This is a genomic window from Streptococcus suis (genome assembly GCF_002960445.1).
GTDB classification, from domain to species: domain Bacteria; phylum Bacillota; class Bacilli; order Lactobacillales; family Streptococcaceae; genus Streptococcus; species Streptococcus hyiners.
In genome coordinates this window covers 224,265-249,474 of record NZ_POJD01000142.1, presented here as the reverse complement: position 1 = coordinate 249,474, position 25,210 = coordinate 224,265, and the positions used below count along the sequence as shown (strand labels likewise).

26 protein-coding genes, 1 pseudogene and 1 other annotated feature are annotated in these 25,210 nt (G+C 38.5%); of the genes and pseudogenes, 19 read left to right on the top strand and 8 right to left on the bottom strand.

Annotated elements, in window-relative coordinates; all coding sequences use genetic code 11:
• Positions 1–2 precede the first annotated feature (2 nt).
• The 3 genes from C1G53_RS13530 to C1G53_RS05035 are packed head-to-tail and all read right to left on the bottom strand — an operon-like array spanning position 3 to position 1,040.
• Complete coding sequence (locus C1G53_RS13530) at positions 3–131, bottom strand: hypothetical protein (protein WP_014636309.1); 129 nt, start codon at positions 129–131, stop codon at positions 3–5.
• Entirely contained in the window at positions 121–348 is a 228-nt protein-coding gene (locus tag C1G53_RS05040) for a hypothetical protein (protein WP_044678207.1), read from the bottom strand. Before C1G53_RS05040 ends, C1G53_RS13530 begins: the two co-directional genes overlap by 11 nt.
• A gap of 2 nt (positions 349–350) precedes the next feature.
• Positions 351–1,040 carry an XRE family transcriptional regulator gene (locus tag C1G53_RS05035; RefSeq protein WP_029170896.1) on the bottom strand — a complete coding sequence of 230 codons (690 nt, stop codon included), beginning with the start codon at positions 1,038–1,040 and terminating at the stop codon, positions 351–353.
• Positions 1,041–1,199: 159 nt separating this feature from the next.
• Here C1G53_RS05035 and C1G53_RS05030 point away from each other — a divergent pair, with 159 nt between their 5' ends.
• On the top strand, positions 1,200–1,583 hold the full coding sequence (locus tag C1G53_RS05030) for a hypothetical protein (protein ID WP_044678212.1): 384 nt from the start codon (positions 1,200–1,202) through the stop codon (positions 1,581–1,583).
• Between the two features lie 53 nt (positions 1,584–1,636).
• Here the strand turns inward: C1G53_RS05030 and C1G53_RS05025 are convergent, their stop codons facing one another.
• Complete coding sequence (locus C1G53_RS05025; protein ID WP_044678214.1) at positions 1,637–2,242, bottom strand: hypothetical protein; 606 nt, start codon at positions 2,240–2,242, stop codon at positions 1,637–1,639.
• Between the two features lie 68 nt (positions 2,243–2,310).
• On the bottom strand, positions 2,311–3,276 hold the full coding sequence (locus C1G53_RS05020; RefSeq protein WP_044678215.1) for a site-specific integrase: 966 nt from the start codon (positions 3,274–3,276) through the stop codon (positions 2,311–2,313).
• A 653-nt stretch (positions 3,277–3,929) separates the two neighbouring features.
• Here C1G53_RS05020 and C1G53_RS05015 point away from each other — a divergent pair.
• From C1G53_RS05015 to C1G53_RS04990, 6 genes and pseudogenes are all read left to right on the top strand, one after another.
• Positions 3,930–4,358, top strand: coding sequence for a hypothetical protein (locus C1G53_RS05015; protein WP_044678218.1), 429 nt, complete (start codon positions 3,930–3,932; stop codon positions 4,356–4,358).
• Between the two features lie 448 nt (positions 4,359–4,806).
• Positions 4,807–5,061, top strand: a complete 255-nt coding sequence (locus C1G53_RS05010) for a hypothetical protein (RefSeq protein WP_044678220.1) — start codon at positions 4,807–4,809, stop codon at positions 5,059–5,061.
• A gap of 74 nt (positions 5,062–5,135) precedes the next feature.
• On the top strand, positions 5,136–6,383 hold the full coding sequence (locus tag C1G53_RS05005; RefSeq protein WP_044678221.1) for a tyrosine-type recombinase/integrase: 1,248 nt from the start codon (positions 5,136–5,138) through the stop codon (positions 6,381–6,383).
• A 68-nt stretch (positions 6,384–6,451) separates the two neighbouring features.
• Positions 6,452–7,303 (top strand): ribosome biogenesis GTPase YlqF, encoded by an 852-nt coding sequence (ylqF, locus tag C1G53_RS05000; RefSeq protein ID WP_105117909.1) that lies wholly within the window; start codon positions 6,452–6,454, stop codon positions 7,301–7,303.
• Positions 7,290–8,069, top strand: a complete 780-nt coding sequence (locus tag C1G53_RS04995; RefSeq protein ID WP_105117908.1) for a ribonuclease HII — start codon at positions 7,290–7,292, stop codon at positions 8,067–8,069. The genes ylqF and C1G53_RS04995 overlap by 14 nt, the downstream gene beginning before the upstream one ends.
• Before the next feature lie 67 nt (positions 8,070–8,136).
• A pseudogene (locus C1G53_RS04990) lies at positions 8,137–8,673 on the top strand (YdcF family protein); the annotation flags it as partial.
• A gap of 37 nt (positions 8,674–8,710) precedes the next feature.
• Here the strand turns inward: C1G53_RS04990 and trhA are convergent.
• The 3 genes from trhA to C1G53_RS04975 form a co-directional block, all read right to left on the bottom strand.
• The gene (gene trhA / locus C1G53_RS04985) at positions 8,711–9,361 is read right to left on the bottom strand and encodes a PAQR family membrane homeostasis protein TrhA (RefSeq protein ID WP_105117907.1); all 651 of its coding nucleotides are present in this window, start codon (positions 9,359–9,361) and stop codon (positions 8,711–8,713) included.
• Positions 9,351–9,902, bottom strand: a complete 552-nt coding sequence (locus C1G53_RS04980) for a DUF1836 domain-containing protein (protein WP_105117906.1) — start codon at positions 9,900–9,902, stop codon at positions 9,351–9,353. Before C1G53_RS04980 ends, trhA begins: the two co-directional genes overlap by 11 nt.
• Positions 9,903–10,010: 108 nt before the next feature.
• A complete protein-coding gene (locus tag C1G53_RS04975) occupies positions 10,011–11,984 on the bottom strand; it encodes an FAD-dependent oxidoreductase (RefSeq protein WP_161941375.1) in 1,974 nt (657 codons plus the stop codon).
• A 106-nt stretch (positions 11,985–12,090) separates the two neighbouring features.
• On the opposite strand from C1G53_RS04975, the gene C1G53_RS04965 reads away from it, so the two are divergent.
• The 12 genes from C1G53_RS04965 to C1G53_RS04910 all read left to right on the top strand — a co-directional run bounded on the left by C1G53_RS04965 (position 12,091) and on the right by C1G53_RS04910 (position 25,067).
• Positions 12,091–12,351, top strand: a complete 261-nt coding sequence (locus C1G53_RS04965; protein WP_023370330.1) for a metal-sensitive transcriptional regulator — start codon at positions 12,091–12,093, stop codon at positions 12,349–12,351.
• Between the two features lie 10 nt (positions 12,352–12,361).
• Positions 12,362–12,919, top strand: a complete 558-nt coding sequence (locus C1G53_RS04960) for a sugar O-acetyltransferase (RefSeq protein WP_105117904.1) — start codon at positions 12,362–12,364, stop codon at positions 12,917–12,919.
• Between the two features lie 58 nt (positions 12,920–12,977).
• Positions 12,978–13,820 carry a DNA-processing protein DprA gene (dprA, locus tag C1G53_RS04955; RefSeq protein ID WP_105117903.1) on the top strand — a complete coding sequence of 281 codons (843 nt, stop codon included), beginning with the start codon at positions 12,978–12,980 and terminating at the stop codon, positions 13,818–13,820.
• A 92-nt stretch (positions 13,821–13,912) separates the two neighbouring features.
• Positions 13,913–16,006: a type I DNA topoisomerase gene (topA, locus tag C1G53_RS04950; RefSeq protein WP_105117902.1), complete on the top strand. Its 2,094-nt coding sequence runs from the start codon at positions 13,913–13,915 to the stop codon at positions 16,004–16,006.
• A gap of 113 nt (positions 16,007–16,119) precedes the next feature.
• Positions 16,120–16,254, top strand: a sequence feature (ribosomal protein L10 leader region).
• A gap of 26 nt (positions 16,255–16,280) precedes the next feature.
• Entirely contained in the window at positions 16,281–16,775 is a 495-nt protein-coding gene (rplJ, locus tag C1G53_RS04945; RefSeq protein ID WP_105117901.1) for a 50S ribosomal protein L10, read from the top strand.
• 66 nt (positions 16,776–16,841) lie between these two features.
• Positions 16,842–17,207: a 50S ribosomal protein L7/L12 gene (gene rplL / locus C1G53_RS04940; protein WP_105117900.1), complete on the top strand. Its 366-nt coding sequence runs from the start codon at positions 16,842–16,844 to the stop codon at positions 17,205–17,207.
• A gap of 437 nt (positions 17,208–17,644) precedes the next feature.
• The gene (locus tag C1G53_RS04935) at positions 17,645–20,431 is read left to right on the top strand and encodes a DNA methyltransferase (RefSeq protein ID WP_105117899.1); all 2,787 of its coding nucleotides are present in this window, start codon (positions 17,645–17,647) and stop codon (positions 20,429–20,431) included.
• Positions 20,432–20,772: 341 nt separating this feature from the next.
• The gene (locus tag C1G53_RS04930; protein ID WP_105111960.1) at positions 20,773–21,198 is read left to right on the top strand and encodes a hypothetical protein; all 426 of its coding nucleotides are present in this window, start codon (positions 20,773–20,775) and stop codon (positions 21,196–21,198) included.
• 230 nt (positions 21,199–21,428) lie between these two features.
• Positions 21,429–22,697: an FtsK/SpoIIIE domain-containing protein gene (locus tag C1G53_RS04925; protein ID WP_238139106.1), complete on the top strand. Its 1,269-nt coding sequence runs from the start codon at positions 21,429–21,431 to the stop codon at positions 22,695–22,697.
• An 85-nt stretch (positions 22,698–22,782) separates the two neighbouring features.
• On the top strand, positions 22,783–23,649 hold the full coding sequence (locus C1G53_RS04920) for a rolling circle replication-associated protein (RefSeq protein WP_105117897.1): 867 nt from the start codon (positions 22,783–22,785) through the stop codon (positions 23,647–23,649).
• Positions 23,630–23,890 carry a DUF3173 family protein gene (locus tag C1G53_RS04915; RefSeq protein ID WP_105111797.1) on the top strand — a complete coding sequence of 87 codons (261 nt, stop codon included), beginning with the start codon at positions 23,630–23,632 and terminating at the stop codon, positions 23,888–23,890. The genes C1G53_RS04920 and C1G53_RS04915 overlap by 20 nt, the downstream gene beginning before the upstream one ends.
• Positions 23,883–25,067: a tyrosine-type recombinase/integrase gene (locus C1G53_RS04910; RefSeq protein ID WP_105111798.1), complete on the top strand. Its 1,185-nt coding sequence runs from the start codon at positions 23,883–23,885 to the stop codon at positions 25,065–25,067. Before C1G53_RS04915 ends, C1G53_RS04910 begins: the two co-directional genes overlap by 8 nt.
• Positions 25,068–25,210: the final 143 nt, after the last annotated feature.

Sequence of the window (25,210 nt, the reverse complement as noted above, 5' to 3'; positions counted from 1 at the left end):
GATTATCTCCGTTTGAGTTTCTCTAGCTCTTCGATAAGTTCACCGATGTAATCAGTGATGTCGTATTCGAACTTATCAGGAGTGAAGATAATGCGTTCATCCTTTATGTAAATCATTTCTTTAACATTCATTGGAATTGTCATCCTCCTCAGTCATTGCGATCAAAATAGAATCCTCTATTAAAAAAGCGTAAGGATAGATTTTTGCATCCTCATTTTGAGGAATAAGAATTTCATCGAATCCTTCATTTTCTAGCCGCTCTTCAAAGTTGTCCATATTGAAAATTTCAACTTTACAATCAGGATTGAAACCGTATGTTCCAAGTTCTAAAATATCTTTCAATTTCATGACTATACTCCCTCGACAGGCATAAAGTGACCTACAACTAGACCAACAATTTTCGGCTCATCTTCATAAGGGATGAACTTTTCAGGATAGTCCTTATTCAGGGAAACCATTCTGAACCCATATTCTTCGCGGTAGAGTTTTTTGATATAAACTGAGTCATTCCATGATAATGCATAGACAGCTCCATCATAATCGAATCCGTTCGAGCGAATAAGCGCGACTTCACCACTCTTATAGACAGGCTCCATAGAATCTCCCTCAATCCAAGCTGCAAAGTCGTAACCGTATTGTTCCTCATCTGAGTAGACTGTTTCAGTTTCAAACTCGTCAAAGAATCCTTCTCCGAGACCAGCTGAGAGTTGGATATCTGATAGCACTTGGACTGAGAAGAGTGGAGTTACTTTAGAGGTTTGTTGGGAAAGAAGAAGCTCCTCTACAAAGTCTTCTGCCTTTATCTGATTATCAGGAGATAACTGAAGATAGTTATTGACGATATAGTATTCAGATTCAAAATAAGTGACAGGGACATCAAGGATAGCAGCGAGGGCAATGAGGTTTTTTTTGTTAGGGACGCTCTTTCCATTTTCCCAATTATGAAACGCAGTTCTATTAACTCCAATTTTAGAAGCAATTTCGGATTGTGATAACTTTTTTTCATTTCTTCGATTTTTCAGACGTTCTTTTGAAAACATAAAAACCTTCTTTGTTAAATTATAGATTAACAAAATTATAACAAATTTGGACAAAAAAGCAATAAGTAAAATAATTTGTATTGTATTTTAGATGATTGTGATAAAATACAAGAAATACACTCAATTGAATGGACTAAATAAAGGATAGGAAAGAGTTCTATGAGAAAGAAAAATGAGCTACCTTCTAATTTTTATAACGATATGAATGATATTCTGAAAAAATTTTCACACACGAACAATGTTGAGGATTGTAAAATTGCCATGAGAGATTACATACAACCTCACTGCCTCGATTGCTCAATTGAAAAACTAGATGAGGCTTTTAAACAAATACGTCGTGACTTAATTGAAGAACAACTACCAGAAGATGAATTGACTGCAAATTATTGGCATGAAATAGTGGATATATTAAATAAACCATTTGGAATCTCGAATAAAATTGAAGGAAACGGGATAAGTGAGGAGGATTTTGAAGAGATAGTAAAATATGCTAATATGCAATACAAAAATGCTTTTAAAAAATTGCGAAGTATCGAAAATTAACAAAAGAAAGTGGAAACTTCAATCGTTCGAAGTCTCCACTTTTTTCTATTTTTTTATTGCTCGATTACAATATCTTCTGCCACTAATGTTTCAAAGTTCACTATTTCCTCATTTAATAATTTTTCTGTGGATATTGGTAATGCATAGACATATACTTTGTCACCAACCTTAAATTTTATGTCACTGACTCTCATTTTTTTGCTGTACTGAATTTTGACTTCATTATCATTTTCATCTTTAATTTTAAGTTCAATCCAGATGGAATTGTTATTAACATTCATATTAATAACAGTTCCATAAACAAAAAATTTTGCAAAATGCTTTGGGAATGCAAATCCATTCGACTTTGATAGGTTGAAATAATTTGATATTTCCGTTTGCACTACAGTTAGATTATCAGCAAAATAATGTTGATTCTTAAATTTATTCGAATTAATAACATTGTTCAAATGTCCTTCGATGTAAACATTCGTACCTTTAATTGGATATAAAATATTTGGATCATATCTGAGTGTTAAATATGTATGTTTACGACCTGCACCATTTCGAATGAATAAGATAAATGATGGTGCGCAATCTTTATCGTTAATTTCAATAATTTTTCCTCTTGCGAAAATAGTGTTTCGGTTTATGTTTTGTAGATTATTTTGATTCCTCATATTATGTCCTCCATTACTTCAATATTCTACAAATACATTATGTCAGAAACAATAAATCAAAAAAATTGTTACAAAATGTAATTTGTTACAGTAACAGATAAACGCCAATGTGATAAATTTAAAACAGATACAGCCATTAGCGCTAAACGGTTATATTCGATTGGCATTCCAGAGGAAATAGCTTTTGATTTATTTGACCCACGCAGAACATAAAGTTCGTCGCGTAGGTCATAAATGAAGTTTCTACGCTGTTTTTCGTATTGACTTGGTGATTCATTTTTTAATTTCTGATGTCCTTCTTCCCATTTTTTGATTAGGAAATTTGAAAGTGTGTGTTTCATTTTTGGGTTTTGTTGAATCTTTTTAAGGTAGAAGAAGTAGCTATCTCTTGAATGTTGAGCACGTAGCGCATGTAAATTAATCTGGTTATTCATCTCTTCTTCTTTGAATACTAATTCGTTTTTCCCGATTCCTTGAAAAGTTTTCCTTACTATTTCAGCGTCTTTAGGCAATATATATTGCATCTGTTTCTTTCCCCCTTTTCCCCTTTTAACATAAACATAACAATTGCCATATTCATCTTCTTTAAAATCTGAACCAGTAAGGTGTTTGAGTTCGTTACGACGAATTCCAACGACTTTCTGAAAGTTTAAAAGGCGAGAGAAGCGAGAGTTCAATTCTTGTTTTTTCCCTTGTTCATTAGCCTCATGTTTTCGTCCTCTAACTATTTTATCGCTTGTTCGTTTTTGTTTTTTGATGCGATTGAGGTTGATTCCGGAAGCTTTTGCGATTGGAGCGAGGTATGTATGAATAGTTGCGGGAGTGTACTGTTTTGGATCTTGTTGAAGATCATCATGATATTTTTGAAGAACTTCTTCTGTAATATCAGAAATTTTCTTTATTCCATTAACCTTAGCCCATTTAGAAAAACGAGTAGCAGAACGTTTGTATGAAGTTCGAGATGTATTGTTTGTAACATTTTTAGTTGCTGAGACGAATATATCATGTTTCAAAGAATTCCTTTTTCTTGGCATTCTCTTTCTCCTTTCTTTCTTAAAAATGCTTGTTACTGTTAAATTGCCTCCCACCCTTTTTAATTACGAGCTGGGTATGCTCCGATAATTTTCGTTGAGGCTGTCCTTTTGGACTATCGTTTTCAATATTCTTCAGTAGCACCGTTGAATATCTCAAAAATTATCGTTAAGTCATTGAACTGGTTATTTTTATATCGAACTTTCGTAATTTACTTTGTATTAAACACTTTTTTCTGTACTATATTTTTTGATAAATGGTTATTCTGTACTCATTTCATTCGTAGAATAACCATTTATTTCACTATTTTTTCACATTCTCATTATGGTCAATGACACCCAATAACAAGAGAAGTCTGTGCATTTGAAATTTCATTTTTCACCGAGTCCAGTGTTGATAATCAAATGATACAGTATTCCACCTCCAATCTCTATTACATCAATTTTATTCAATAGTATTATGTCATTTTTTGAAAAAAATAAAAAAACGAGTAGATAATGTTCGCTCGCTTGCAAGTATGTTCTGCACGTTTTTTTATTTTCACGTGAAAGTGGCATAATATAGTCAAAATAGGAAGTGAGGTTCAGTTTATGAGTGGATAAAAATAACTAAATATAGCGAGGATTTAAGAAATTTAAAGAAAGGAAAGTAATGTATGAAAAAATTATTAGAATCTAATGAGGTACTCATTAAGCATATAAAACACGAAATATTTTCTGCAGAAGAAGAAGCTGCAGAAAATGGGAGAAGAACAGATTTTTCTTTGATACCGTACGTAACAGATGATTACTATGAATTACAATTAGAAAATGATGGTTCCAATATCGTGGTAAAGGTATTTGATGAAACAGAAGAATCAGATGCGCTTGTCATTATTGAAATGACTTATCCAGCTTATGACCCATCGATAACTTCTTTCTCGTTTTCAAATATGGAAAAGGATATTCAACATTTCCTAAATGCTCTGAAAGTTATTTTTACACATTATTGTAATGGTAACTGGTATGTTGCGATTTCAGCAATTCAAGCTTTGGGATTTGATAATTTTCTGGAAGGAAATAAAAAATCTATTTTATCATCTTAACTGCTTCTACTTGAAAACAAAATTAGTTAATATTTCAACTTGATTTTATTAATCTTGCTTTTTCAAATGAATGATCAATAAATTACAGTTATTCTTTTATATGATAATACAAAAACGCTCCAGTTTGATTACTAGAGCGTTTTATGTGTAGCAGGAGAAGAGACGATTATCTTCAAATTGTGAGGACAATAATATATTAGTTTATTGTGTAATCAATGTGTTTCGCTTTATTAAAAATATTTTTTTCTATATATAAATTCCAAGAATGTTGGACTATCACCCATGAAATTCGATAAAAACTATTATGAATAATTAAAGTTATTGAGAATTCAATCCATATATTATGAAAGACTATTTGTTGCTACAAATTTGAATAAAAAAATTTTTTATCAAGATTTTCATACGATTGTGGCATAATTGCTTTTGAGAAAAGAAAGTGGATTTTAATATGAATTCAAAAAATAATAAAAATCTGTATGAGATGAAATACAGTAACGGCAGTGGATGGGCTGATAAGCAAACTCTTTTAAAAATTTGGTCTGGATTATCAATACATACCTTGAATAGATGGCTACGTGAAATGAGAGCAAGTAAAAAATTTCGTGATGCCGTTATTAATCCTTCACATAAGACAATGTTTGTTAAAATTGATCGCTTTGAAGAATTTCTAAGATATAAACATCGAACGAAAATAAAACGATAAAGCAAAAAAAAGAAAAAAATGGTAAAATAGTTTGGTTAGCTATCTATTTTATCGTTTTTAAAGAAAGGAATAATATGTATTTAGAAACGAGAGTAGATAAAAATGGAAATGAAACCTATGTTGTGATAGAACGTTATACAGATCCGATTACAAATAAGATTAAAAGAGCTTCCGTTTCCTTTAAACAGAATAGTCCAAAGGCTATTCGACAAGCAGAACGTGAATTGTTGGACAAAATTGACAGAATCGTCAATGAATTAGAATCAAAATATAAATCGAAAAAAATAACTACGTTTGGAGAGTTAATTGAACATTGGTTTTCAACTTGGTCTACAACTGTCAAACCTAACACCGTTAAACGTGAAAGATTGGTATTAAACAGACTTTCCGAGATGCTTCCTAACGACATACTTTTAGAAGTTATTACTCCACTTTTAATAAGAAATAGTTTAGAAGAATATCGAGTTAAATATAATGCTAGTCATTCAACGATGCAACATATTAAATCAACCTTGAATAAAATTTTTGATTATGCAGTCCTGCATTCTGTTATTCCCTATTCTCCATCCAGAGTTATTAAACTTTATGCTTCAATTTCAGATAAGAAAGAACGCAAAGAACGTAAAGAAGCAAAGTTTTTGACAGAAGCAGAAGTCCAAGTTCTGTTTTCAGAACTAAATAAGCGAAGGAATAAAAATTACTTTGATCTAGCAATTTTTCTGGTAGGTTCAGGCTGTCGAATTGGAGAAGCCTCTGCGTTGCGTGAGACAGATTTTGATTTTGATAAACAAAGTGTTGAAATTTCAAAGTCACTACAATCGCATGACCTGAAAGTTGAAGATTTTTATGATGATTCAACAAAAACTACGGCTGGTGAGCGGACAATCTTACTTCCAGATTTTGTTATGGAGGCAGTTCAACGAGTTTCCATTCGTAATAAAGATTTTCAAACACATATGACAACCCATCCATCCGAGGCATTTTGGGAAAATGATTATCTTTTTAAGACAGAGTATGGTTCACCAATCACCTCGCAAAGTTTTCGAGCTATTCTGACACGAATCAATAAAGATTTACGAAAAAACTGTGAAGCTCGGTATGGTTTTAAATGGAACAAAAACGTTGTACCACACAGTTTCCGTCATATTCATATTTCAGCTTTGAGAAATAATAATGATGTACCATTAAAAGAAATTCAATTAAGAGTTGGACACGTTGAAGTAGAGACAACTAATGGATATACACATCTTGAAGTTGGGACTCAAGAAAAATCAGTTCAAGCAATCACAACTTATTTTAATAAGCTTGATTTTGCCCAATAACTGCCCAATTCTTATAAAAAATATCAAGTTAGGCTCATAAAAGCCCAAAGTAAAGGAGTTTTAATCCCATGGCAACAATTCAATGGTTTCCGGGCCACATGTCCAAGGCTCGCAGGCAGGTACAGGAGAATATCAAGCACGTTGATTTCGTGACTATTTTGGTCGATGCCCGTCTGCCCCTATCCAGCCAAAACCCCATGTTGACCAAAATTGTTGGTGATAAGCCCAAGCTTATGATTTTAAATAAGGTTGATTTGGCAGATCCTGTTCGTACAAAAGAATGGCAGAGCTACTTTGAAGGTCAAGGAATTCGCACCCTTGCAATCAACTCAAAGGAACAAGCGACGGTGAAAAAGGTGACCGACGCAGCCAAGAGTCTGATGAAAGACAAGATTGAACGCCTCCGAGAGAGAGGTATTCAAAAAGAAACCTTGCGGACCATGATTATCGGTATTCCAAATGCAGGCAAATCCACCCTCATGAACCGTCTGGCTGGGAAGAAGATTGCCGTTGTCGGTAACAAACCAGGTGTAACCAAAGGCCAACAGTGGCTCAAGTCCAACAAAGACCTCGAAATCCTTGATACACCAGGGATTCTCTGGCCTAAGTTTGAAGACCAAGAAGTCGGTCTCAAGTTGGCTCTGACTGGGGCTATCAAGGACCAACTCTTGCCAATGGATGAAGTGACCATTTTTGGTCTGGACTATTTCAAGGCAAACTATCCAGAACGCCTAGAAGAGCGGTTTAAGGGTATGGATTTGGAGCAGGAAACGCCTGAACTCATCATGGACTGGACAAGAAAACTAGGTTTCCGTGATGATTATGACCGTTTTTACAATCTCTTTGTCAAGGAGGTTCGGGACGGTCGCTTGGGTACTTATACATTGGACAAGGTGAGTGACTTAGATGGCAACGATTAAGGAAGTGACTGCTCTGCTGGCCCAGGTAGACAGTCTGGACAGTCCAGTCTGGGACCAACTATCTCAGGATGAGCGAGCATGGGTTCAGGCTGCTATTAAGAAACGCCAAAAGGAGCTGGAAAAAGAAGCGGCAGAAGATGCCCGCTTAGAAGCTATGCTATCTTACGAAAAAGCCCTTTATGAAAATGGGGTGGAGTTCATCGCTGGTATCGACGAAGTCGGCCGAGGGCCTCTAGCAGGTCCTGTAGTGGCAGCGGCGGTAATCTTGCCCAAGGGTTGTAAAATCCGCCACCTCAACGACTCCAAGAAAATCCCTAAGTCCAAGCATGAAGCCATCTACCAAGAGGTCATGGAGCGGGCGGTGGCAGTCGGTGTGGGAATAAAAGATGCAGCTGTCATCGATCGGGTCAACATCTACGAGGCAACCAAGTTAGCCATGCTGGAGGCTTTGGGTAAATTAAGCCAGAAACCTGACCACCTGCTCATCGATGCCATGAAGTTGGATACGCCCATACCGCAAACTTCCATCATCAAGGGAGATGCCAATAGCCTGTCTATCGCAGCAGCCTCAATCGTTGCCAAGGTGACGCGGGACAAGATGATGGCGGACTATGACAAGGAGTTTTCTGGCTATGGTTTTGGCAAGAATGCAGGTTACGGAACAGCAGAGCATTTGGAAGGCTTGAACAAGCTAGGTATCACATCCATTCACCGAAAGACCTTTGAGCCCATCAAGTCAATGCTAGCAGGAGGGAAATCGTCGTGACGGTATTTTTCTGGCTTTTATTAGCTTCCATCGGATTGTTTGCTCTTCTTTATTTCCGGGAGCGACGGTCAATCTTTTCCCTGGAAAACTTGATTATGTGGTGGTTCTTGGAGCTGGTTTGATTGGTGACAAGGTGACGCCACTTTTGGCTTCGAGGATTGACAAAGGCATAGCGGTTTACCAGAAACATCCTGGCAGCAAGCTCATCATGTCAGGCGGACAAGGTCCTGATGAAATCATAGCAGAAGGACAGGCAATGGCAAATTATGCTATGGAACAGGGTATCCCTGCGGGAGATATCATTATTGAAAACCAATCGACCAATACAGAAGAAAATTTGAAATACTCCTATGCCTTGATGAAACCAGGCAGCCGATTTGCCCTTGTAACCAATTACTATCACGTTTTCAGAGCTCTGCTATTGGCCCGACAATTGAAAATCAAGTGTATCGGCTATGGCGCCAAAACCAAATTTTACTTTAGCCTTAATGCCTTCATTCGTGAATTTGTAGGTTATGTGGTCATGAGCCGAAAGGCGCATTTGGTATTTTTGGGCATCGTGTCAGTCCTTTACTTGCTTGGTATGATAGTTAGTTTAATGTAGTAAAAACAGCCTCTAGAACAATCTAGAAGCTGTTTTCTTATAGCATAAAATAGACAATGGCCATATATTGTAGTGCGGAAGCCAGTAGAATAAAGAGATGCCAAATCATGTGGAAGTAGGGCTTTTTCTTGGCGTAGAAGAGGGCTCCAATAGTATAAGATAATCCACCAGCCAGCATAAGAATGCCGAAAACAAGTCCAGTCTTTTGAAGAATGGCTGGCAAGATAAAGACAACCAACCAGCCCATAAAGAGATAGAGAAAGAGGCTGAATTTCTCATTGATTTTTTTGGCAAATATTTTGTATAGAATACCAAAAATAGTTAATCCCCATTGTAGACCAACAATTAGATACCCCAACCAACCACCGACCAAGGAAAGGGCAACAGGTGTGTAGCTCCCAGCGATGGCAATGTAAATCATGCTATGGTCGATAATCCTCAGGATGTACTTGTGAGTAGAAGCATAGGGCATGGAGTGGTAGATGGAAGAGGATAGGAACATGAGGAAAAGGCTGATGACGAAAATGGACATGCCGATTACAGCGGTCACGTTATAGTCTTGAAAAGAATGAATGGCTGTAATGGGAAGCAAGACTAACATAAGCAAGGCCCCAACTGCATGTGTCACACTATTTGCGACTTCTTCACCAAAGGAAAGTTTTAGACTTAATTTCAAACTAGGATTCATGAAATTTCCTTTCTAATTCAACAGTGAGTTGACGGGTTTTGTAGTAGAGTTTGACGGATTGACAAGCGTAGTGAATGATTTCAGGCGTTTCTTCATTTTCCTCGTTTCGCATACAGTCAACAAAATGGTTGTAGAGTGTTTCTGAATGACTTGATTGGAGAAGAAGTTGTAAGGTCTGACTGATTTCTTGAATGGAAAAGACATTTTTTAAGATAGTGAGGGCAATCAAGCGCGCCACTTGCTGCTTCTGGTATTTTTTCTTAACAGGTTTTTCGAGCTGCTTGTGTTTGACATAGTTATTGATCATGGCAGCAGTCAATACTCTTCGAAAATCAACATTATCCGTTGTCAACTTGCCTTGATGAACCCCAGTTCTATCATCGGCTTCGTTTCCTAGGCTACTGTTGATTTTCATTGAGTATAAACTCTTCTGTTCAAGGATTTCCTGAGAATTGACTACTTGATTAACATAGAGCAGAACTTGGTCCAAATACAAATCTAAATCAGGTAATTCATGCCAGTAGGGGATGGAATGTTTCATAGATTATCAACTTTCTCATATCTAGTAATGATAACTAGATTGTAAGGTATTGTTTATTAAAAGTCAAGAAAAAACCTTCTGGATCTAAAATCACAGAAGGTTAGTTGCTTATGGATGGATTATATTTTCAGGCAATGCCATCTTATAGAGTGAATAGGCTCCGTCTAGGTTTTTAACGTCAAAACCCTTTTCTTTCAAGATACGTTCGGCAATATAAGAACGAAGTCCACTATGGCAGCTGACAATGTATTCTTTTGAAGCATCCAGTTCTCCAATTCTCTCACGGAGTTGGTCTAAAGGAATATGAATGAATTCCTTGAACTGCCCGTTTGTGATTTCACCAGGATTGCGGACATCTAATAAAACTTTACCAGTAGCTAACTCGTCGTCTAGTTGGTGCCACTGGATGTTTTGGCTAATCCCTTCTGCGATGTTCATGGCAGCATATCCAATCATATTGACTGGGTCTTTGGCTGAACCAAATGGCGGGGCGTAGGTCAATTCTAGCTCTGGCAAATCAAAAATCGTTAGTCCAGCCTTGATAGCAGTGGCAAGGACGTCTATCCGCTTATCTACTCCTTTTTGACCGACTGCCTGGGCACCGAAAATTTTGCCGTCAGTTGGAGAGAATATAAGTTTTAAAACAATATCAGACGCACCAGGATAATAACCTGCATGGTCTTTTCCAGTCGTATGAACGACGGCATGCTCATATCCGAGTGATTGGACAGTACCTTCGCTCAATCCTGTTGAGGCAGCAGCCAGGTCAAAGACTTTAACGATAGCTGTTCCAATAGAACCTTTGTTTTTTCTATCAAGTCCAGCGATAACATCCGCCACCTGTCTGCCTTGTCGGTTGGCAGGAGAAGCCAGTGAAATCAAGGCATCTTGACCAGTAATTTCTTGCTTGACGACAATAGCATCACCAACAGCATAAATATTCTTCTGACTAGTTTGGTAGTTTTGGTCAACAAGGATACCTCCTCGTAGTCCTAACTCAATCCCAGCATTTTTAGCCAGTTGACTATCTGGGGCAACTCCAACTGAGAGAATGGTCACATCAGATGATAAGGTTTGTCCATTAGACAATTCTAGAACCTGTCCTTTTTCATGAAAAGCAGTGACAGACTGCCCAGTGATAACATTGACACCCTTACTTGTTAACTCTGCTTCCACATATCGAGCCATCTCTAGGTCAAATGTTGGCAAAACATGGGGAGCCTGTTCGATAAGAGTGACCTTCAAGCCTTTTAAAGCTAAGTTTTCAGCCATCTCTAGACCGATAAAACCTGCACCAATTACCACAGCATGACCAGACTTGATCTGGTCTAGTTTATTCATAATCTTGTCCAAATCAGGTACATTACGAAGTGTAAAAAGATTTTCAGCTTCTTCAATACCAGATAGATTTGGAATGACAGGCTTGGCGCCGGGTGATAGGATAAGTTTGTCGTAGCTTTCAATCAACTCACCAGTAGGCGTTTTGACTGTTACAGTTTGCTGCTCAGTATCAATACTAATGACTTCATGGAAGGGGCGGACATCTAGATTGAAGCGTTGTTTCAAACTTTCTGGCGTTTGAAGCAATAAACTGTCATGCTCTGCTATTTCTCCAGAAATGTAATAAGGTAAACCGCAGTTGGCAAAGGAAACATAGGGTCCTTTCTCAAAAACGATGATTTCAGCATTTTCCATCAGACGACGCAAGCGAGTAGCTGCTGACATACCAGCAGCGACACCACCTACAATAATTATTTTCATGCTATTCCTCCTGTCCAGGCAATTCATACCGCCTTTAACGTTGATTGCTTGATAGCCTTGAGATTTTAGATATTCTGTCGCCCGTTGGCTACGCATGCCAGATTGACAGATGATCAGATAGTTCTTGGTTTTGTCACCTTTAAATTGGTCAAGTTGACTTAAGGGCTGGTTGATGGCTTGTGGAATATGACCACTAGCAAATTCGTCGACTTCGCGAACATCTAGCAAAACAGCATTCGTAGATTTTATTGCTTGTTTTACATCAGTTATCGGAAGACTGTCAGTATTTGAAAACATTCCTGAAAATAATTGTTTAAACATTGTTACTCCTTTATACCCTTAGGGGTATCTAAAATATATCAAGGAATTCGAGAGATGTCAAGGTAAAAAATTGACAATTTTCACTTCAAGCAGTACCATATAGGGTATGAATACTGATAAGAAAAAGATGATTAACCGTTTGAAACGGGCCGAAGGTCAGCTCCGTGGCATTCAGAAAATGATTGAAGAAGATCAGGAATGTATTGATATCGTAACTCAGTTGAGTGCTGTTCGTTCCAGTATCAATAGTATGATGGGAATGGTCATTGCTCAGAAGGTCCAAGACTGTATTGCTCATCCGTCTGAAAACCCTGAAGAACAAGAAGCGCGTCTTGCTCAAGCCATCAATCTAATCATTAAAAAATAGGAGTAGGGGTATGTCGACAGAAAGAGAAAAAATGATTACAGGTCAGTTTTATCAGGCTGGTGATCCAGAATTGGTTCAGATGCGGATTTTAGCTCGTCAAAATATGAAACGATTTAACGATGAACTTGATGGTAAGGTTCGTTCGGAGCAATTGAAGAGCTGGTTTGGAACTACAGGCCAACGTATCTATATGGAGCCAAATTTCTACTGTGACTACGGAAGTAATATTCATGTCGGAGAGGATTTTTACGCTAATTTCAACTGTACCATGTTGGATGTCTGTCCCATCACCATTGGCAAAAATGCCATGCTTGGTCCAAATGTACAGTTGCTAACTCCTCTTCATCCACTGGATCCTGATGAACGGAATTCTGGTTTGGAATATGGAGATCCTATTACCATTGGTGATAATTTCTGGGCTGGTGGTGGTGTGACAATCTTACCTGGCGTGACCTTGGGCAACAACGTGGTTGTTGGTGCTGGTTCCGTTGTGACCAAGTCTTTTGGTGATAATGTCGTTTTAGTGGGCAATCCTGCGCGTGTTATCAAAGAAATACCTAAAAAATAATTCTTCTTCGGGAGAATTTTTTCTTTGCCTTGCGAATAGAGTAAGTGAGGTGAAGAAAATGAATAATTTTGAATTGTTTAAATGGAAAAAAGCAGGTCTGACCAATCTTAATATTAATAAAGTTTTGGACTATCAAGATTTACATGGTAAAAAATTGACCTTACGAAATGTCGCTGTAGTGTCTGAATGTAAAAATCCAGTGTTATTTATGGAAAACTATAAGAATTTGGATATCAAATCTTGTCGGGAAGAATTTAACAAGTTTCCTTCTTTGTCGATTTTGGATGACGTCTATCCACTAGCATTGAAGCAAATTTACAATCCACCTGTACTTTTGTTTTATCAAGGGGATTTAGAATTGCTAGAAAAATCCAAGCTAGCAGTTGTTGGGACACGAAATGCCAGCAAAAATGGCATTCAGTCTGTCCAGAAAATTATCAAGGAATTGAGTAATCGTTTTGTCATTGTTAGTGGTTTGGCTAGAGGAATTGATACAGCTGCCCATATTGCTAGCCTGAAAAATGGTGGACAAACCATTGCTGTTATTGGAACAGGTTTGGATAAGATTTATCCCAAAGAAAATAGAGAATTACAGACCTACATCGGTAAACATCATTTGGTTTTGACTGAATATGAACCAGGTGCTCAGCCACTCAAATACCATTTTCCAGAACGTAATCGCATTATAGCTGGTTTGGTGGAAGGACTGGTGGTCTGCGAGGCAAAAATGCGATCGGGCAGCCTGATTACTTGTGAGCGTGCCCTGGAAGAAGGGCGGGAAATATTTGCCATTCCTGGTTCCATTTTGGATGGGAAATCAGATGGTTGCCATCATTTGATTCAAGAAGGGGCAAAGTGCATTACATCAGGCTTGGACATCCTTTCAGACTATCAATTATAAAATAAGTTCTCCTATAGGAAAATAAAAATCTTGACACTGACTGAAAAATAGTATATTCTTTGTGAGGTTAAACATATTTGTAAGGAAATAGAATGGCTACAAAATCAGTTAGTAAGAAAAAAACAGTAAGTAAGAAAAATCTTGTTATTGTAGAGTCGCCTGCAAAGGCAAAGACCATTGAGAAGTATCTAGGTAAAAACTACCGAGTTGTTGCTTCAGTAGGTCATATCCGTGATTTGAAAAAATCCAGTATGTCCATTGACTTCGATAACAACTACGCACCTGAATATATCAATATCCGCGGAAAAGGTCCGCTTATCAATTCCTTGAAGAAAGAGGCAAAAAATGCCAAACAAGTCTTTCTGGCAAGTGACCCGGACCGTGAAGGAGAAGCGATTTCTTGGCATTTGGCTCATATTTTGGGACTAGACGAAAAGGATAAAAACCGGGTTGTTTTCAACGAAATCACCAAGGATGCCGTTAAAAATGCCTTCAAGGAACCTCGTGCTATTAATCATGATTTAGTCGATGCCCAACAGGCTCGTCGTGTTTTAGACCGTATTGTTGGATATTCAATCTCACCCATTCTTTGGAAGAAAGTCAAAAAAGGCTTGTCAGCAGGGCGAGTACAATCCGTTGCCCTCAAGCTGATTATTGACCGTGAAAATGAAATCAACAATTTCAAACCAGAGGAATATTGGACAATTGATGCTACTTTTAAAAAAGGTACAAAGAAATTTCAAGCTAGCTTTTATGGATTAGATGGGAAAAAAGTTAAGGTTGAAAACAATGAACAGGTCAAGGAGATTCTGGCTCGTTTAAATAGCGATGATTTCTTGGTCGAACAGGTAGAGCGTAAGGAACGTAAACGTAATGCACCACTTCCTTATACAACCTCGACTATGCAGATGGATGCGGCCAATAAAATCAACTTCCGTACTCGTAAAACAATGATGGTTGCTCAACAGCTCTATGAAGGGGTTAGTCTTGGTACAGGTGGTACACAAGGTTTGATTACCTATATGCGTACGGATTCGACCCGTATTAGCCCTGTTGCACAAGCACAGGCAGCAGAGTTTATCACAGAACGTTTTGGGGAAAAGTATTCGAAACATGGAAGCAAGGTCAAGAATGCAACCGGTGCCCAAGATGCCCACGAAGCCATTCGCCCTTCAAATGTTCAATTGACACCGGAATCCATTGCCAAGTATCTGGATAAGGACCAACTTCGTCTCTATACCTTGATTTGGAATCGTTTTGTGGCTAGTCAGATGGCAGCAGCGGTCTTTGATACCATGAGTGTTCGTCTTGGTCAAAATGGAGTGATTTTTGCTGCCAATGGTAGCCAAGTTAAATTTGATGGTTACATGGCTGTCTATAATGATTCTGACAAGAATAAGATGTTGCCAGATATGGAGCAAGGCGATACAGTTGTACGCACATCAACAAATCCTGAACAACATTTCACGCAGCCACCTGCTCGCTATTCTGAAGCTACTTTGATTAAGACTTTGGAAGAAAATGGTGTAGGGCGTCCGTCAACCTATGCTCCAACCATTGAAACCATTCAGAAACGCTATTATGTTAAGCTTGCAGCTAAACGGTTTGAACCGACAGAGTTGGGCGAGATTGTCAATAAACTCATTGTCGAATTTTTCCCAGACATTGTCAATGTCACCTTTACGGCTGAAATGGAGCAAAAACTAGATGATGTTGAAATCGGTAAGGAGCAGTGGCAGAAGGTTATCGATGGTTTCTATCAACCCTTTAAAGTGGAACTTTCTAAAGCTGAAGACCAGATGGAAAAAATCCAAATTAAAGATGAACCAGCTGGATTTGATTGTGAAGTTTGTGGACATGAAATGGTTATTAAACTAGGTCGTTTTGGAAAATTCTACGCATGTAGCAATTTCCCCGATTGCCGCAACACCAAACAAATTACCAAAGAAATCGGCGTGACTTGTCCAGTTTGTCAACAAGGCCAGGTCATTGAACGTAAGAGCAAACGCAATCGTTTATTTTATGGTTGTGACCGTTATCCAGAATGTGAATTTACCTCATGGGATAAGCCGGTTGGTCGTGCCTGTCCAAAATGTGACCACTATCTCGTCGAGAAAAAAGTCCGTGGAGGTGGTAAACAAGTTGTCTGTCCAAATGGTGACTATGAGGAAGATAAAATTAAATAAGATAAGACTGCTATTCTCAAGGGAATGGCAGTTGTTTTTAGCCTAGCAGGAAAAAAAGTAAAAAAAATAATAAAAAAGTCTTGCATTCTATGAAATACTGTGTTATGATGATTAAGGTTTGAAAAAACTGACCTAAGACAGTAGGGGAGCTGGACTCATAAACATCCTACCGAGGCACAAAACGATTATTGAGATAAACGTGTTTGTACTTTCGTGTCTAGGTTTAGGTGCGATTTTTTTGTGCCTAGCCCAAAATAAAAACGGAGGTAAAAAAATGAGTGAAGCTATTATCGCTAAAAAAGCGGAATTAGTAAATGCCGTTGCTGAGCAAATGAAAGCTGCAACATCTATCGTTGTTGTAGACGCTCGTGGTTTGACAGTAGAACAAGATACAGTTCTTCGTCGTAACTTGCGTGGTGCAGAAGTTGAGTACAAAGTTATCAAAAACTCAATCTTGCGTCGTGCTGCTGAGCAAGCTGGTCTTGAAGGTCTTGCAGAATTGTTTGTAGGTCCATCTGCAGTTGCATTCTCAAACGATGCAGTTGCTCCAGCTAAAACGATTTACGATTTCGCAAAAACTGCAAACGCTCTTGAAATCAAAGGTGGAGCTGTAGAAGGCAAAGTTTCTTCTAAAGAAGAAATCGAAGCACTGGCTACATTGCCAAACCGCGAAGGCATGCTTTCTATGTTGCTTTCTGTACTTCAAGCGCCAGTTCGCAACGTTGCATATGCTGTCAAAGCTGTTGCAGAAAAAGAAGACGCAGCTTAATGTGTCAGAGCGTAGCTGCTTAGTGCTACAAACTATTTAAAAAACCTAAATTGGAGGAATATCACAATGGCATTGAACATTGAAAACATTATTGCTGAAATTAAAGAAGCTACTATCCTTGAGCTTAACGACCTTGTTAAAGCTATCGAAGAAGAATTTGGTGTAACTGCAGCTGCTCCTGTAGCTGTTGCTGCAGCTGGTGCTGCTGCTGAAGAAGCTAAAGACTCATTTGACGTTGAATTGACATCTGCTGGCGACAAAAAAGTTGGCGTTATCAAAGTTGTACGTGAAATCACAGGTCTTGGTCTTAAAGAAGCTAAAGAACTTGTTGACGGTGCACCAGCACTTGTTAAAGAAGGTGTTCCAACAGCTCAAGCTGAAGAAATCAAAGCTAAATTGGAAGAAGCAGGCGCTTCAGTTACTCTTAAATAATAGAGTATCGCAATTTGATTGCGGAAGCCCAGTATTACAGGGTTTAAGCATTGCCTAAGGCGATTATAAATCGGTGGTTTCATTAGAAACCCCACCAAGACCCCACCAAGAATTACTCTTGGTGGGGTCTTATTTTCGGCTTATTTACATAAGCCTTATTATCAGAGCAAGCTCCGAACCTCCTACATCTTTGAATTAAGAATTTTTGTAACAGAAATTTAACTTGACAATTTGGGAAAAATGGTTAATATTTAATTAGGGTAGATGATAAGAATAAGATTCACAAATGAAAAGGGAACGGGGGAATCCCCGAAAAAAAGATTATGTATATAATCTTTAGGATAAGTTTTTGAACAAGAGAGGCTGTAAAAGGTCTCTTTTTTTTGTCTATAATCTGATATAATAAGTGTTAAGAGATTAACGGTTTGGAGCGTATCATGAATATCAGGGAGCAGAAAAAACAAGCTAAAGAATTTATTAAACGTTGGTCTGGTCGTGGTAATGAACGACAGGATAGTCAGTCCTTTTGGCTAGATTTGTTAGGGTCAGTCTATGGTATTGAAAACCCTACAACCTATATTACTTTTGAAGATAAGGTTATGCTTGACCATACAAGTTTTATTGATGGTTATATAGAGAAAACGAATGTATTGATTGAGCAGAAAGGAAGACATAAAGACCTAAATAAGGCAATCAAACAGTCAGATGGTACCTACTTAACGCCTTTTCGTCAGGCACAACGTTATTCGGCAAGTTTGCCCTATTCCAAGCGGCCACGCTGGATTGTGACTTGTAATTTCAAAGAATTTTATGTTTATGATATGGAACAGCCCAATGCTGAGGCGACGGTTATCAAACTGGAAGATTTGGCTGAGGAAAGCTATCGTTTGGAGTTCTTGATTGACAAGACCAATGAACATCTTGAACGTGAAATGGCTATTTCCATGCAGGCTGGTGTGATTGTTGGAGAAATCTATGACGGTCTTCTGAAACAATACAAAAATCCGGAAAGTCATGAAAGTTTGCACGCTATTAATCAGTTGATTGTCCGTTTGGTATTCTGTTTTTACGCAGAAGATAGTGGTCTTTTCGGACATAAGCTGGCTTTCCATGATTATCTGGCTCAATTTCCACCTCGTTTTTTCCGAACTGGCTTGATTCAGCTTTTTGAGGTACTGGACACACCGATTGAGGAACGTGACCCCTATCTTGATGATAAACTGAGTGCCTTTCCCTATGTTAATGGCGGTATGTTCTCAGAAAAAGGGATTGAAATCCCCAACTTTACGGAAGACTTGCGTGAGCTTATACTAGAACACGCCAGCTCACATTTTGACTGGTCTGATATTAGTCCGACTATTTTTGGATCAGTTTTTGAAAGTACCCTTAACCCAGAAACTCGTCGTTCTGGCGGTATGCACTATACTTCAATCGAAAATATCCATAAGGTCATTGACCCACTTTTTCTTGATGATTTGCGTGATGAACTTAATGATATCAAGTCTTTTAAGCAAAAGTCAACTGTTGAGCAGAAGGCGAAACAGTTTCAAAATAAACTGTCTACCTTGACCTTTTTTGACCCTGCTTGCGGTTCTGGAAACTTCTTGACAGAAACCTATATCTCCCTCCGTCGTTTGGAAAATGAAGCTATCAAACTCTATATGGGCGATACGGTCAGACTAGACGTTGAGGAGTTGGACTTGGTCAAGGTTAAACTCAATCAGTTCTACGGTATAGAAATCAACGACTTTGCTGTGTCAGTAGCCAAGACGGCTCTTTGGATTGCTGAAAGCCAAATGCTTGAAGTAACCAAAGAAATCGTCTATGCCGAGCTGGACTTTCTGCCTTTGAAATCCTATACCAATATTGTCCACGGTAATGCTCTGACAACAGACTGGGAGATGGTTGTAGATAAAGACAGACTCAGCTACATCATCGGAAATCCGCCGTTTGTTGGGCACCAATGGCAAACCAAGGAACAAAAAGAGGGATTGGCACTTGCCTTTAACGACCATAAGAAACATGGAAAATTAGATTTTGTAACGGCTTGGTTTGCTAAGGCGACAACTCTTATGCAGGGAACCCAAATCACAACAGCATTTGTTTCTACCAACTCCATAGTCCAAGGCGAAGCAGTCAGAACGCTTTGGGAATACCTCTTTTCCAAGGGTGTTGAAATCCAGTTTGCCTACCAGTCCTTTAAATGGACAAGTGAGGCTAAGGAGAAAGCTGGGGTTTCGGTTGTTATTATTGGTTTTTCAGCCTATAAAACCAAGAAAAACAAGCTGTTGTTTGGTGCTGATACACTAGAGTTTTGTGACAATATCAATGCCTATCTGGTTAAGGGAGACAACTACTTTATCCAGTCTCGTGGCAAGCCACTCAACCCTGTCATGCCAATTATGACAAAGGGAAGTCAGCCGACAGATGGTGGTAATCTCATCTTGTCGGCCAATGAAAAGGCTGAACTTCTAGCGAAATATCCAGAGCTTGCTACACTTATTCGACCGTATATGGGTTCAAACGAATTGATAAATAAGAAAGAACGTTATTGCTTCTGGTTGATGAATGCTGACCCAGCTCTTATCAGGAAAGTGCCTGAACTTCTAGAGAGGCTTCAAGCTGTACGTGAGATGAGGCAGGCAAGCCCGACCAAGTCTGTCCAAGAGCAGGCTCTAACTCCTCAGCTCTTTACTCAAATCCGTCAACCTGAAGTGGACTATATCGCTGTTCCAGAGGTTTCTTCTGAACGCCGACGATACATTCCAATAGGTCTTTTAAGTAAGGATATTATCGTTAGCAACCTATTGTATATGATACCAGAAACCTCACTATACATATTTGGTGTCTTGACTTCAAATGTGCATATGGCATGGATGCGAACTGTTGCTGGACGGTTAGAAGATAGGTATCGTTACACCCCAGCTGTTTACAATAACTTCCCGTGGCTGACCTTATTCGACCAAGACCGACAAGCCATTGAAAAAACTGCTCAAGGCATTTTAGAAGCAAGAGCTCAGTTTCCTACTAATAGCCTAGCTGACCTCTATGACGATGTAGCTATGCCACCAGCCCTAGTCAAAGCCCACCAAGAAAACGACAAGGCAGTTATGAGAGCCTACGGCATGACCAAAGAAGTCGATGGCAAGAAAACATGGTTGACCGAAAGTGAGACCGTGGCAAGACTCTTTGAGATGTATGAGGAGCTGACTAAATCTAAATAGAACTATAGAGGCGAAACAGCCTCTTTTTTTCATGTCTGCCATACCCCCTTGACAAATTTAAGTAAATATGTTATACTAATTATATAAATAAAATTAGTGAATCAAATAAATCAACCCTTTATGTGAATCAGATTTGTAGCTCCTCTTAGTTAGCCAAACCATAGTCAGCCCTCTTAGTAGCTCAAATTTAGTAGGCACACCATAAGTAAGCAAACCAATACAATTGAAAAGAGAATTTTCCAAAATGAAAATATCTCAAATTCAAGTATTGGTTTTTTGCATTCAACAAAACTGGTACTATTGACAGAAGACAATAGAAGAATATTTTAGAGGTATAGAAAATGAGTAAAATTTCATTAAATTCAACAAAACTTGGAGAACTTCGTTTTCCTGTATCTGCAGTTTCTGCACCTGACGCTATCGTTGTTACAGGCGCCCGTATTAGCCAAGAACGAGATGCGCAAGGAAATGCAATAGAGAATTCTATCGCAAAAATTGTCATTACTGGAATTGACTACAAAACCTATCAACTCCTGAAAAGCCAAGGTATCGAAACGGATACTATTACACCAATTACTGTTGAGTTCATCTCTCCTGATAAAGCAACTATGGCTCAGGTCAATGTTCAAGAATTGGTTGGAAAACTTCTGGATGTGCGACAATCAGAGGTAGCACTTAAATGGGTTAGTCGTGGAAATTCTGGAAGTTGGGGTGGTCTCAAACTGATTATCAACCAGCTCAAGGTGGCACAAACTCAGGCTAAATAACAACTATAGGATTAACGGGATAGGGGTGGGTTTTAAGTTAAAAGAAGAAATGAGGGTCACTAATGACTCTACAACAACTACTAAAAGAATGGTTGAGCCTGTTTGGTATCAGAAATCAGCAGGTCACTCACATAAAAGTCAGCAGAACGAAAGCGCAACGGAGAAATCGAGTCTTTCTTATAGGTGGAATATGCCTAGTCGGCCAGTTCATAATAGGATTCATTGCTACGATGACTTCCTACTGGAACAATTCCCAAGTCAACTGGCAAGTAATGAACATCACAGCTATTATTCTAACTATTGAAGTGGTCTTATCCATACTTTGGATTTGGTTACATTCTCGTTTTTCTCCCTTTGAAAAATGGAAAATAGCTACTTTATTAAAAGATTTTTCTGAAGAAAGCGATATACTCCGCAAACACAAGTCTGATATTGATAGCACTCAGTCAATCCGTTGGGAGTATTACTTGGAATCAGGTATGACAATTGTGACCCTTTATCAAGGGGGGCACGTTACAAAATACAGAGCTGAGGAAATTCCGCAGGCATTACTTAGCTATTTTGTAAAAGAAACGAGGGACAAATGGTTTTTAGAGCAATACCATGTAGGAGATGGCTTTGTCAAAATCATACAATCTCATCAGCCAGATAAAGCACTCCATATCAAAGGGCGAGAAGATTTCAAGGAATCTGAGGAACTGAATATCAGATTAACAGAGCGATTGAACTGGACGACTAAGCAACCAATGGGGCTTGTAGTCGGTCCGACAAGTTCTGGTAAAAGTTCACTATTAAAGTACCTCAGTCTTGCCTTTCTCATCAATAATAAGAAAAACCAAATCTTTACCATTGATGGTAAAGGTGCTTATCTCAGCCAAGCCATGTCAATAATCGGAGATGTTGCAGTGACAGGGGATGAAGCATTTTCAATGATTTCAACACTAGAAGAACTGATGAATCAGAGATATAAAGATTTAACAGCTGATGTTGATAGCGAGGAAGACTTGACACACAATGAGAAATTCCATAAGGGACAAATTCTACTTGTTATTGATGAGTACTTAGCATTGGTCACAACAATACAGGCTGAAGACAAACTGAGAAAGCCTGCAGAAAGATTGTATCCTCAATTTTATGCCAAATTGATGAGTTTAATCGTCAAGGGTCGTCAGGCTTCTATCTTTGTTATCGTATCTGGGCAGATGATACCGACTTCCATTTTACCAAGTGAGGCACGGGATTCACTTGGACTTAGGATAGCTTTGGGGCGTATCAGCCAATCACAGGCAACTGAAATTTTTAACGTTAGTAAAAATGATTTGCCTAGTGCAGATAGTACATTATATGAGGGTGTCGTCTTCCTAGATGGCTTAGGTTTGGAACACCCAATAGTCTTTAAAACACCTTATTATAATGACAGACAGTTGCCATTCAAAGGCGCCCTACGTGTATTGAAATCGGAACGGTGCATGCACCGTTCCGAAACTCAAAACAACTAGAGGATTCTTGGCTGTCCTACTTGACAGACAGCCAAGATAGGCTGAAAAAAAACAAGTAACTATATGAAAGGCGGGTCATTATGACTTGTCAGAAGAGTACAACGCGAAAAGGATAAGATTCCCAGACCATGTGGAGATTATCAAGTATCAAAAAATCAAGAAAAAGCCAAGACCACCTACAGTAAAAAATATTGAGCCAAAAGTCCGAGACCCAGACGAGGAAGAAATCTATCAGTACCAGCAAGCACAGAAAATTAGACGGAAAATTCGTTACTATTGCCAATCTAATGATTTTGACCTCTTTTGGACACTAACATTTAACGATGAAAAAGTTGATTCTAGAGATTATCCTTATGCCAAGCAGAGGCTGAGAGCATGGCTCAAGTATCAACGTGAAACGTATGGAAAATTCGACTACATCTTTGTGGCAGAGCTACATAAGAGTGGACGGATCCATTTCCACGGTATCACGAAAGGATTTAATCCACCACTAGCTGAGGCTAGAAATCCGAAAACGAATCGGCTCATTAAAAAAGGTGGCCTTCAAATTTACAATGCACCAACTTGGAAAAATGGATTTAGTACCGTATCTCACATACAAGACCGAGCCAAGACAGCGAACTATATTTCCAAGTACATAACCAAAGACCTGATGGCAATCCCAACAGGTTACAAACAGCCGCGCTATTTTGTTAGTCGTGGATTGAAACAACCTGAGGTAGACTTTTTAAATCTCTCAGACCAAGATTTAGCGGACTTTACTCCCGCATTCATTTCAGGGGAGATAGACATTGAAACACAAAAATTTTCCCCTACAGTCTCAATCTATAATCTAAAGGAAAACGACCAGAATGAACTCCTTCAAGAAACAAGTCCAGAGACAGTGATAAAGAGTAAAATCAGAAGTAAAAATATAAAAGAAGATTTTGAGAATGAAGAAGCAGACAGTTAATCATAAAGATTTAATGAATTTAGGATTTCCAGAACATACGGCTAGAGACATTATTAGACAAGCAAAGGCAATTGCTGTTCAATTATTCATTGAAACTAGCGCAACTTCGGATAATATGGTAAAATTAACCCAATCGCCCTTTGACAATGTGAGATTGAACCTAGCACCTGCTTATATAGTAGAAGAAATGCTGGGCTTTGAGTTGCCTTTCAACGGAAAGGAGCTTGAAGCTAATGGCTAATAATAAATATAAAGGTGTTTCTAAAGACAAAAACGGTAATATCTATTACCAAACAGAATTTTCAAAAGACCCAATCACAGGCAAACGGAGACGTGTTAAAAGTTATAAGGATAAGAACGGAAATCCGTTTAAGTCTGAAAAACAGGCTTTTGATGAGCTATGTCGAATCCGTGTTGAGTATAATAAACTTGCTGAAGCAAAAGAATGCGATTTGACATTTGTGGAATTTATGGACGAGGTCTTTCTTCCTTATTATTCCAAAATTGTTCAAGGCTCTACCTACAGGACAGCTCAACCAGCTTTTGACTTATGCAAGAAACGGTTTCCGAAAAAGAAGTTAGTTGATATTACAGTCAGGGATTGTGAAAGATTCCGAATCTATCTTCAAGAAAATTTTTCTCCGAACTATGCTAGAGGTGTATGGAGCCGATTCAAGAAAGTTTTGGGCTATGCAGAACGATTGGAATATATAGATGATTTCCCGTGTGGGAAATTAGATAATATTAAAGGAGAGCGTAGCCAAACAGAATTTTGGACATTTGAAGATTTTCAAAAAATTGTCTCTTCATTTGATGTAACCACCTATGACGGACGGTACAAACATATGATAGTGTGGCTCTACTTTATGACAGGTCTTCGAGTATCAGAAGGATTAAGTCTGATTTGGTCGGATATTGATTTGTCTAAGAAACTGCTACATGTTCAATCAACCTTGGAAGATTTGGGCAATGGAAGCTATGTTCGTAAAGAACGCACCAAGACGGAATCTGGAATGAGGTTTATTGAACTTGATGATATGACTACTGAAATATTGGAGGCATGGAGAGAAATTCAAGTTAACAATCAGGATTCTGATTTTGTTCTTGCTAGAATGGAAGTACCATTACACAAGACAACACTGACAAGAATTTTACAACGGCAAGCAAAAATTGTGGGAGTTCCTGCAATCACTGGAAAAGGTTTGAGACACTCTCACGATTCATTTATGATAAATGAGCTTGGGAAAGATGTTCTATTTGTCGCAGCTCGCTCGGGTCGAGTCGACAAAGCAACAACATTGAATACCTACTCGCATATCTATGCGAGCAAGAAAGCAACAGGTGGAAATGATATTACAAATTACTTGGTTAAATCAGGTTTGAGACCCCACCAAGACCCCACCAACTATACAATTTAAATATATAAACCTTGATTTGTAAGGGTTTAGAGAGAAATGCAACAGTTACTCTTAAATAATCGAGTAACTACTCAAGTAGCTTAAAAACATGATTAAACCGCTATTCTTCGGAGTAGCGGTTTTTCTTTTTGTCTGAAAAGGAG